At 64.9% G+C, this 11024-nt stretch carries 7 protein-coding genes; 3 read left to right on the top strand and 4 right to left on the bottom strand.

All coding sequences use genetic code 11. The features are described from left to right. The 4 genes from ACUY1T_RS21670 to ACUY1T_RS21655 form a co-directional block, all read right to left on the bottom strand. Positions 1-3882: two-partner secretion domain-containing protein (locus ACUY1T_RS21670; protein WP_446025647.1), on the bottom strand; the 3882-nt coding region annotated here is incomplete at its 3' end. A gap of 299 nt (positions 3883-4181) precedes the next feature. Beyond that, entirely contained in the window at positions 4182-6365 is a 2184-nt protein-coding gene (locus ACUY1T_RS21665) for an ATP-binding protein (protein ID WP_446025646.1), read from the bottom strand. Between the two features lie 33 nt (positions 6366-6398). Continuing rightward, positions 6399-6845: a molybdopterin-dependent oxidoreductase gene (locus ACUY1T_RS21660; RefSeq protein WP_446025645.1), complete on the bottom strand. Its 447-nt coding sequence runs from the start codon at positions 6843-6845 to the stop codon at positions 6399-6401. 191 nt (positions 6846-7036) lie between these two features. Further along, complete coding sequence (locus ACUY1T_RS21655) at positions 7037-7852, bottom strand: DUF2189 domain-containing protein (RefSeq protein WP_446025644.1); 816 nt, start codon at positions 7850-7852, stop codon at positions 7037-7039. Between the two features lie 300 nt (positions 7853-8152). Between ACUY1T_RS21655 and ACUY1T_RS21650 the strand changes: the two genes are divergently transcribed. From ACUY1T_RS21650 to ACUY1T_RS21640, 3 genes are all read left to right on the top strand, one after another. Continuing rightward, entirely contained in the window at positions 8153-8527 is a 375-nt protein-coding gene (locus ACUY1T_RS21650) for a c-type cytochrome (RefSeq protein WP_446025643.1), read from the top strand. Between the two features lie 10 nt (positions 8528-8537). Then, the gene (locus ACUY1T_RS21645; RefSeq protein WP_446025642.1) at positions 8538-9854 is read left to right on the top strand and encodes an FCSD flavin-binding domain-containing protein; all 1317 of its coding nucleotides are present in this window, start codon (positions 8538-8540) and stop codon (positions 9852-9854) included. Positions 9855-9986: 132 nt separating this feature from the next. Next, the gene (locus ACUY1T_RS21640; RefSeq protein WP_446025641.1) at positions 9987-11012 is read left to right on the top strand and encodes a YeeE/YedE family protein; all 1026 of its coding nucleotides are present in this window, start codon (positions 9987-9989) and stop codon (positions 11010-11012) included. Positions 11013-11024 lie beyond the last annotated feature (12 nt).

The following is an 11024-nucleotide window of genomic DNA, read 5'->3' as shown; positions in this document are numbered from 1 at the left end:
CCGGTGCAACAGGTCGCTGGCGGCCGTCAGCGCGACGTCGTCGCCGGCGATGCGCCCGTTAAGGTTGGCGATGCGATCCGCAGCGACGGTCACGCCCTGGCGGGCGGCCAGCGTGCCGGAGTTGATCAACTCGCCGGCCACGTTGAGGTCCAGGGAGCTGCCGGCGATCAGGGTGCCGTCGCCACGCAGGTCGCCTTCTCGCACCCGGGCGTAGACTTGGGGTACCAGCACCTTGACCGTGCTGCCGTCCTCGAGCGTCACCGTCTGTTCCACCAGCCAGACGATGTCGCTGGTCAACTGCGCCATCTGCTCGGCGGTAAGGGCCACGCCGGGGCGCAGGCCGTGTTCCTGGGCGAAGGTCACGGCGTTGTTCATCAGTGCGGCGTACTGTGCCTCATCGTCGGCGTAGCCTTCGAGGAAGCGCTGGCCGGTCAACTGGGTGACCTGCTCGCGGATCAGGCGCTGCTCATAGAAACCGTCGCCCAGGCGCTTGTGGGTCATGGCCGGGTCGGGGTGCAGGGCCGAGAGCAGGTAGTCGGAGCTGAGCCATTGGCGCTGGTTGGTGAAGCGCGGATCGGTCTCGACCAGCGGCCGGAGGCCGGTGGGCTTGAGCTGGAACAGGCTGTTGCTGGGCAAGACGACGGCAGGCGGGACGGTGCTGACCAGGGGCGGGGGCAGCTGCGCTGCGCTCTCCTCGCCACCGTCGGGGCGGGTATCGCGAGAAGAGTTTTCGACGGTAATGACAGGGGCGGCTTCGATCTGGGTGCCGGTGCTGGCTGGAGTGCGGTTGCCTCCGAAATCGCCTGCTTTTAGCGCGATCGTGGTCGTACTTGAGCCACCCCTGTAATTTTCCCAGTCGCTCCAATACCGCTGCGCATAAGAATACCCATCAGTGCCTTCAATATGCACTTCATAGGAACTAGACCTGACTTTCCCGGACTCATGCACCACTCGTTCGCCGACCGCCTCGATATTCTCGATTTTCGCCAGTGATGCAGTCAGCGCGCCTCCTGAAACGATCTTGCTTTTATCGTTGAGAAGCCCCCCCCCACTAATCTCCATGCTTCCACCTGCCAGTATCTCTGCAGGTAAAGAGCGGGTTATTACGCTGGCATACTCAGTCACTTCAAGCTCATACTCCCGCCAGTACCCAGCCCTCTCTCTTGTTATTTTATGAACATAATCCGGCCAGCAGAGCCTTGCGTAACATGCTGTTGCCGGAAGGAACTCTTCGATTGGTACTTTACTTGACCAACCGTTAGGCTTTAGATAAGTCACCTGCCTCGGCCCGTCCCCCACCAACTCGAGCCTTGTCTCGAAATAATCGTTGGTATTGTTCAGCACATCCGCCGCGATGCTCATATCGCCCAGCGATTCGATGGTGGCGCTGTTGTTGTCGATACGGTTGGCTTGGCCTTCTGCGTCGCCGTTGGCATCCAGGCTACCCGCGATGGCCATGTCGCCGGCGCTGAAGATCAGCGCTTCGTCGCGGTTGGTGAGGTGACCCACGCCAAGGTCGAGCCGTTCGCGGGCGGCGATGACCGGGGAGAGGCCGCCCTCGCGCTGGTTGGTCAGGGTATCGGCCTGGATGCCGAGTCGGTCGCCGTAGAGGCGCCCGCTGCCGAGGTTGTCGAGGGTGGTGGCGTCGATACGCGTGGTCACGCCGTCGATGAGGCCGCGGTTGGTCAGGGTGGCGTTGATGGCGAGGTGGGTATCGTCGGCGGCAATCTCACCGCTGGCGCGGTTATCGAGGCTTTGGGCCTGGAGCTGCAGACTGCCGCCACTGCCCAGGTAGCCTTCGTTGATCAGGTCGCCTGCGACGTCGAGCGCGACGTCGCCCGCCGCCTGCAGCCGGGCGCTACTGCCGTGCCGGTAACTGGATGCCAGGTCGAGAGAGAGATCGCCCTGGCTGAGCATATCTCCCTCGCCGTGCAACGAGCCGAGCGTGGCATGAAGCCCCGCATCGCCGATCACCGTGCCGCCGGCGTTTTCGAGCTGGTCGGCTTGCAGCGTGGTCGAGCCCGTGGCCCCGATAACACCTTCACGGTTGTCCACCAGGTCCGTGACGGTGAGATCGAGCTCGCCGCCGGCCAGCAGCGTGCCTTGACGGTTGTCGAGTCGTTCGCCGTTGAGGGTCAGGTCGCTCCCGGCATCGAGCACCCCGTCACGGTTGTCGACCGTGGTGACGTCCAGCGTCAGGTCGCCGCCGGCACCCAGTTGGCCGGCTTCGTTGTTCAGGCTCTCTCCTTGCACGGCGAGGTCCTGTGCGGCCAGCACGCTGCCCGCGCGGTTGTCGATCTCTTCGATGTTCAATTGCAGGTCGCCATGGCTGGCGATGAGTCCGCTCTGGTTATCGAGCTGTCGGGCCTCCAGCGTCATGGTGCCGCTCCCGGCCTGAACGAGTTCCCCGTCGCGGTTGGAGAGGTCCGCAGCGCGGAGGTCGAGCCGTTCGGCCTGCACGCTGGCCGCGTCGGTACGCAGCGTTTCGCTGGCGCTGGCGGTGAGGGTGTCGCTGGCGGTGAGGGTGGCGCCGCTGGCGTCGATATCGCCGCGGCGGGCGGTGACTGAGATATCCCGGGCCTGGGTTTCGCTGCCGTCCAGCGAGACGGTATCGGCTTCGGCCAGGAAGCCGCCGCCGGCCAGGTTCTGGCCTTCGGCGACGACGCTACCGCTGGCGGTGAGGGTGAGCTGGCCGCCATCGTTCAAGGCCAGGGTGTTGGCGTCGACACCGGCGGCCAGGATGCCGTCCGCCGAGCTGTGAATGCGGCCTTGGGCTCCCGTAGCACTGAGTTCCAAATCGCCCTGGGCGAGGATGGCGCCTTGGTCTACGTTATCGATCCCTGCCTGGCTGGTGAGCTGGATATCACCCTGCGCGGTGATCGCCCCGCGGTTGACGATCTGCCCCTCGGCGGTGAGGACCACTTCGCCCACGCCGCCGGCGTGGGTGGCCGCGATGTTGCCGGCGTGGTTGACCCCGACGCCGGCCTCGGTGGCCACCAGCCGGATCTTGCCGGCGTACATGCCGCCGAGGTGGGCCACGTCGATGGCGACTTCCGGTGTGTCGCCCTGGGGGTCGAGGCGTTCGATCACCTGGCCGTCGGTGCCGACCCGGTTGGCCCCGGCCACCACGTTCAGGTCGTTGGCCCAGACGCCACCCTGTACCTCGACGGCGCGGGCCAGTACCGCGGTGTAGTCGGTGCCGCTGGCGTCCAGCCCGGTACCGGAGATGGTCACCGTGCCTTGCTGCACGCGATAGCCGGTCAGTGCGCCGTTGCGCAGCTCGGGGGTGCCCGTGGTCAGGGTGGCACGGCTGGCGTTGATGAAGCCGGCGCCGTTGACATCGATGCCCGCCGGGTTGGCGATGACCACTTCGGCCCGCGAGCCGGCCACTTCCAGGTAGCCGCGCAGTTGGCTGGGATTGCGTGAGTTGACCTCGTTGAGGATGACCCGGGCTTCGCCGCCAGCGAGATTGGGGTTGCCCTGCACCCAGCCGCTCAACTGGGTCTGGGTGTTGGTGCGCGAGTTGTTGAGGATGGCGCCCTTGGAGGAGACGTCGAACTGGCGGTAGCTGTTGCGCGAGACGCCGGCGGCGCTGGGGGTCTGGATGTTGACCTGGGGCACGCCGTTGGCGGTTTCCAGCACGGTGGGGCGCTGGTTGCCCGGGGCGTTGGGGTCGCTGGCGATGCTGGCCTGTGCGCTTGGGCTGGCGAGCAGCAGCGCCGTCAGCGTGGCGGCAATGGCAGGTTGGCGAAGCGAGCGGCGGCGGCGTCCGACTCTACCGCCTTCCGCCGGCGACTTGCCTGAGGCCACGGCCAGCTCCGAGGTGGCGACGAGCTGGCCCTTGGCCCGGTTGAAGACGAGTCGATAGCACTGCCGATTCATAAGAGCGTCCCTGCTTGGCTTATGTCAGTTTTTGCTTATGTCGGCAGGTTTGCTGCAAACTTTAACGTTAAAGCCAGGCTGGGGATCGATAAGCGTGAGCGGAAGCCGATGCTGCCGTGATGGGAAGGAAAATCATCGGCTTGATCATCGGGGTATGAAGGCGTCGTAGCTTACATGGCACCCGTGGGTTTTCCTACGCTGGCTAGGGACTAGCGTCACGGACGCCTTCCCTCACTTCGCCTGCAAGGTGCGCCTGCAAGGAGCAACGCGATATGCGCAGGACGGCCTTGGCCGTCCTTCTAGCGCTCTTCCTGGCGCTCGTTCAGCCAGCTTTCCAACGCCACGAGCGTAACGGGAATGCTGGCCAGCAGGACCTTGAGTTCGATGGCAGCCTCGTCACGATTCCCAGCACGTGCAAATCGCTCCAGGCGCTGGGCGATCTCGGCAAGTCGGCGCCCGCCCAGGCTGCCCGACTCACCCTTGATCCGGTGGGCGCCTTCCGCCAACGACACCATGTCGCCCTGCTCCAGGGCCGCCTGCAGGTTTTCGGCATGCTGCTGCAACTGTTCGCGATGCACGGTAAACAGGGTGGCGAGCCCCTCCGGTCCCAGTGACTCCTGCAGTTCAACCAGCACGTGCTCATCCATGACACCAGCCAGTACGCCCTGCTCCACCTGCACGCTCCGCTGGCCGGACTTGCTCGGCCCGGCCAGGCCATACCTCAACGAAGCCGCCAGCTCGATGCGCCGCAGCGGCTTGGCCAGGTAGTCGGTCATGCCGGCTGCCAGGCAGCGCTCACGCTCTGCCCCCGGGCCTCCCGCGGTCATGGCCACGATCGGTACCCTGGCGCACCAACCGCCCACCGCCCGCAGGCGACGAGTGGTTTCAAGACCGTCCATGCCGGGCATCTGCACATCCATGAAGACCATGTCGAAGTCCTCGCGACCAGCCAGCTCCAGCGCCCTTCTTCCGCTGTCCGCCACGGTGACCTTGCAGCCATGGCGCTCGAGCAGCGCCACCGCCACCTGCTGGTTCACCGGGTTGTCTTCGACCAGCAGCACCCTGCCACCCATGGTCGATTCCAGCAACGGCGGCTCGGTTGATTCCGGCTCATGCTCGCCATGAGCCGGCTCCAACGGCAGCTCTATCCAAAAGCGGCTCCCCTGGCCGGGGCTGCTATCCACCCCTATGATGCCGCCCATGGCTTCCGCCAGGCGCCGACTGATGGCAAGCCCCAGCCCGGTACCGCCATAGCGCCTTGCCGTCGAGGCGTCGCCCTGACGAAAGGGCTCGAAGAGCCAGTCCTGCTTGTCCTCTGCAACACCCGGGCCGGTATCGCTGACTGCCAGGATCAGCCGCCCCTGCTCGCTCGACGTCGCCTCGACACGGACCTCGCCATGCTCGGTGAACTTGATGGCATTGGAGAGCAGGTTGAGCAGCACCTGTCTCAGCCGGGCCGGATCCCCCATGACCTGCTCGGGCAGGGCCGGTGCAACATGGGTCACCAGCTCGAGCCCCTTGGCCTGGGCGCGTGGCATGAAGAGCCGGCAGGCCTCCTCGACCAGCGCAGCCAGCCGGAACGGACGCTGCTCGAGTTCCAGCTTGCCCGATTCGATCTTGGAGAAATCGAGAATGTCGTTGATCAGTTCCAGCAGGCGAGCTGCGCTGACGTGCAGGGTGCGGGCATATTCGCGCGACTGCGCGTCGATCGGCTGGTCGAGGAGCAGATCGCTCATGCCGATGACGCCGTTGAGTGGCGTACGGATCTCGTGGCTGACCGTAGCCAGGAACTCCGACTTCGACTGGCTGGCGGCCTCGGCCCGGTGAGCGGTGGTCTGGAGTTCGCGGCTCAACGCCTCCAGTGAACGACGCGCCTCGGCATTGTCTCGCGCCTCTCGCACCAGGAACACGACCACCAGCATTGCGGTGAGGCTCATGGCCAGGATGAGTGCCAATAGCAGGGCATAGAGCGTTTGCAACACTTCCCGTTCACGAGTCGCCGATTCGGCGAGGTGGCCATTGATGGCGATGATCAGTTGCTCGGTCAGCCCCCCTACCCGCTCCAGCCGGTCGGACAATACCCAGCGCTCCTCCTCTTCCAGTTGGACGATCTCGTCGAGCAAGAGATCGATATCATCCATGAGCATGATCAGGTCGGGCAGGAGCCGGTTGGCCAGGGGTAACTCGGCCAACAGCTGGTTGACGTCGCCCCGCTGCAACATGTTGATGCGGCTGTAGATCAGCTCGAAACGCAGACGCAGTGCCTCGAGAGAGCGCGCGTTTCCCGCCCTCCACGCCAGGTCGCTACGCAGCTGAGTGATGTCCCGGTCGAGCTTGTAGGCATGCCAGGTGGCGTCTCCGATCACGCTCTGATGGAGTTCCTCCTGGCGCCAGGCAGCCAGCCCCACCACCACCAGGGCGGCGGTGAAGAACATCAGGGCGGCGGCCGCCCCCAGCTTCAGCCGTAGCGGATGGCGCAGCATGCGGCGGCGACTCGTGCCTGGACTCGGTAAGCGTCACGGGACATGAATGCTGCCCACGTGCCATACCGAGCGGTGGCGGATGGTTTCGTTGAGTAGTTCGGGATGATCATCGAAGGGGTAGAGCACGAACATCGGCCCCAGGTCGCGTACCGCGATGCGCTCGCCGTCACGCTCGATGGCCAGGATGACGTCATAGTCGTAAAAGTCCGATACCGGCACCTCGAAGCCATACTCGTTCAACGCCTGCACTCGCACGTGTTCGCTCTCCGTGCCGGCCGCCTCCAGCAAGGCGCGAAGCAACGGCCCCTCGAAGCGACCGACGCCCTCGGTCCAGGGAGTGCTCGTCTCGATCACTCGTGGCGACAGCGACATCAGCATCTCGCGGTCGAGATGCAGCTCATCGCCAACGTTAGGGTGGTCGATGTTGCCCGTCACCCTGAGCAGCACTTCCCCCTCGGGGGGCGGTAACGGATCAGCCATGACGAGCCACGGAGTGCTGGAAAAAAGAAGCAGGCTAAGGGTCAGGACTGCGCGACATGGCCGTAATGATGGCATCTTGGGCTTCCGTGTTCGCTGAAAACCCCCAAGCCTACGCGAAACCCCAGCAAAGTTCAGGCAGAACGAGAAAACGTCTCAAACGGCAGGGGGAAGCCCCCCTGCCGGATCCATTTTCACGAGGCTATCTTGTCCACCGGCTCACAGCGCACCAGATCCTCGTAGGCATGCCAGCTGGCATGTCCCAGCACCGGCAGTATCAGCGCCAGGCCGATGTAGAAGGTCAACACACCGATCAGCACGCAACCGGTCAGGATGGCGGCCCACAGCAGCATTGGCCGGAAATTGCGCGCGACGGTACGCACGCTGGCTTCGATACCTTCCATGAAGGTCAGGTCCTGGTCCATCAGCGTCGGGACGGCGACCACGCTGATGGTAAAGGCGCCGAACGCCAGTACGGCGCCCGCTGCAGTACCCACCGCTATCAGGCCAAGCCCGTCCGGCGTGGTCAGCAGCGATGCGTAGAGTTCCGCCGCCCCCGGCGCCTCGAAGCCGAAGAAGAGCGCGAACAGCAATGTGGCCAGGCGGATCCAGGCCAGAAAGAAGATCATCATCATCACGCCCATCATGGCCAGTTGCCCCGCATGGGGGCGCCAGGCACCGAAGGCATCGCCGAGATGCGGCGCACGGCCTTCCTCGAGCGCGCGACTGATGCCGTAGGAACCGACCGCCACCAGCGGGCCCAGGAACATGAAGCCCGCCACCAGCGGCAGCAGCCAATGCCACAGGTCGAGCACGATGGCACCTGCCGTGACGGCAATACTCAAGCCGACCCAGAACATGCCGTAGGCAAGACTGACCGCCGTTGCCCGGCGGAAATCCTCGAAGCCAGCCACCAGCCAGGCCCGGGGCCTGTCCATGCCGATGGGGTTGATAGTGATCTTGACGTTGGGAGTGGAGGGTTTTCCGGCGCTTCTTGTGGCTGCATTCATTGTCGTACCCCGTCTGGTCGCCATGAGAAGGACGATGTGTGCGTCTTTCCGGCCGGGAGGTCCGGACGACGTCTTGTTGTCATACAGCTCTACTGTAGTTGACCGCGCACAAGAGTGCCGCGCAAAGTTGTCAACGCAGCGGGCAATGTGAAAGGAGAGAACCCATTGCACGCTGCCAGTAAGCCTCCATGTTCAGGCATAAGAGAATGCCGAAGTATTCTTTCTGGCACTTCGCTTTTGCCTCTAGCATTCTGTTTACGGATTGTTTACCAAAAAATAACGCAATCAGGGAGCCTGTCGATGAAACGGTCCATTCGCAGGGCGGCCACACCGGTACTGGGCGTGCTGCTGTACGTGGGAGTCGCTTCCCCGGGTCTTGCCGAGGATAACTTTTCCTCCGAGCAGACCTCCCTCATGGCAGCTGCCTGCGCCAACTGCCATGGCACCGACGGTCGCCTGGTGGGCAGTGTCCCAACCATTGCAGGAAGGCCCGCCGCCGTTCTGGAGGCGCGACTGCTCGCGTTCAAGCATGACGAAGTGAGCGACACCACCATCATGGACCGTATCGCCAAGGGATTCACCGACGAGGAACTCGCCGCCCTGGCCGGCCATTTTTCCGCCATCGACCCGCAAGCCGACCAGGCTTCCGAAACAGAACAAGAACCGCAGGAATGAGAGGCGCGCCATGACAAAGCATTCCCAACGTTCCGGCCTCGACCGTCGGCAACTGATCAAAGGCCTGGGTGCCGCCTCACTGCTGCCGCTGGTCGGTGGCATCACGCCCTTTGCCATCGGCGGCCAGCACGCCGGACAGGTGGTCGTGGTGGGAGGCGGCTTCGGCGGCGCCACCGCGGCCAAGTACCTCAAGCGGGCCAACCCGGCGATCGAAGTCATCCTGATCGAGCCGGCCGAGACCTTCTATACCTGCCCCTTCAGCAACCTTCACCTGGGTGGGCTGCGCAGCATGGACGCCATCTCGCATGGCTATGACGAGCTTAAGGATCGCTACGGCGTGCGCGTGATTCATGCCATGGCCGAGGACGTCGACGCCAGCGCCCATACGGTGCGACTCTCCACCGGACGCGAGCTGGAGTACGACCGGCTCATCCTCTCCCCAGGCATCGACATCCGCTGGAACGCGCTGGAAGGTTATGACGAGGAAGCCGCCGAAAAGGCGCCTCATGCCTGGAAGGCCGGCACGCAGACGGAGCTGCTGCGCTCCCAGCTGGAAGACATGGAGGACGGCGGCACCTTCGTCATGGTAGCCCCGGCCAATCCCTTCCGCTGCCCGCCCGGCCCCTATGAGCGCGCCAGCCTGGTGGCCAATTACCTGGCCCAGTACAAGCCGAAATCCAAGGTGCTGATCCTCGACGCCAAGGACAATTTCTCCAAGCAGGGGCTGTTCATGGAGGGCTGGGAGCAGCTCTATGGCGACCGTATCGAATGGGTGGGACTCTCCGGCGACGGCCGCGTGACCCGGGTCGACGCCGACCGGCGGGAAGTCGAGACCGAGTTCGGCACCGTTCACCAGGCCGACGTGCTCAACGTGATCCCTCCGCAGAAGGCCGGCTGGATCGCCGAGCGCGCCGGCGTGACCGACGACTCCGGCTGGGTACCGGTCAAGCCGGAAACCTTCGAGTCGCAGCAGGTGCAGGATATCTTCGTTATCGGTGATGCTGCCGTCGCCGCTCCGATGCCCAAATCGGGTTTCTGTGCCAACGCTCAGGCCAAGGTCGTGGCGGCAGCCATTGCCGCCTCGCTGGAATCACGCCCCGCTCCCGAAGCGTACTGGACCAACACCTGCTATAGCCTGGTTGGCCCCGGATACGGCATCTCGGTGGCTGGCGTCTATCGCGTGCAGGATGGCGTCATTGCCGAAGTCGAAGGGGCCGGCGGCCTGAGCCCGCTGGGAGCCCCCGATGCCACTCGCGCCCTGGAAGCCGAGTACGCCGTCGGCTGGTATAACGCGATCTGCCAGGACACCTGGGGTACCGAGGCCTGACACCCTGGCGCAGCCAGGCGCTATACTGCTCGGCCATCTACGCTGAGCCATTGCGACGGGTCACCTGCGGGTGGCCCTTTTCGCTCGTCAACCCTTTGATTGTCATCACTTTAGCTTGAGGAGCCGTAGACCATGAGCCATACCGAGCTGGTCGTCTGGACGGGGCTGGCGATCGGCCTGGTCTTCGGTGCCGTTGGCCAGCTCTCCGGCTTCTGCCTGCTGCGTGGGCTTTCCAACGCCACCACGCTAGGCGATACGCGCAAGCTGCGCGCCTTCGTCCTGGCCATGGGCGTGGCCCTGCTCGGCAGCCAGGGACTGGCCGCGGCAAACCTGGTATCGCTCGACGCCTCGCTGTATGCGACACCCACGCTTTCGTGGCTGGCGGTACCCCTGGGTGGCCTGCTCTTCGGCTATGGCATGGCCCTGGCCAACGGCTGCGGCGCCCGCGCCCTGGTTCTGCTCGGCGGCGGCAACCTGCGCAGCTTCGTGGTGCTGGTGTGCCTGGGCCTGGCGGCCTACATGGGGCTGTCCGGCCTGCTTGCCCCCCTGCGCCTGTGGCTCGAGAGCGGCACCACCCTGACCCTGCCCACCCCCGACCTGCCACGGCTGATCGGCCTGCCCGGCTGGTTGCTGGCCCTTGTCGTGGGTGGAGGCCTGGCGGCCTGGGCATTCGCCGGACGGGACTTTCGCGCTTCGCCGCGCGACTGGCTTGGCGGCCTCGCCATTGGCACTCTGGTCCCAGCCAGCTGGTACACCACCGGCGTGCTCGGTTTCGACGACTTCGAGCCGGTACGCCTGGCCAGCCTCACCTTCGTCGCACCCATCGGCGAGTCGCTGCAGTACCTGATGCTCTCCACCGGCACTCGCCTCGGCTTCGGCGTCAGCGTGGTGGGCGGCGTACTGCTGGGAGCACTGGCCATGGCAGTGGCACGGCGCGATTTCGAGCTGCGCGCATTCGACTCCCCGGCGCACATGCTGCGCAGCATGGCCGGCGGGGCCTTGATGGGCACTGGTGGCGTCATGGCGCTGGGCTGCTCCATCGGCCAGGGCCTCTCGGGCTTTTCTACCCTGTCGCTCACCTCCTTCGTCGCCTTGGCGGGCATCGTATTGGGAGCCCGGATGGGAATCCGCGGGCCGCTGGCGCTGTCCAAGACATGACCCTACTGGAGG

It is taken from the genome of Billgrantia sp. Q4P2, assembly GCF_052806135.1.
The sequence above is the reverse complement of the archived record's forward strand: the minus strand, read 5'-3'. Positions and strand labels throughout refer to the sequence as shown.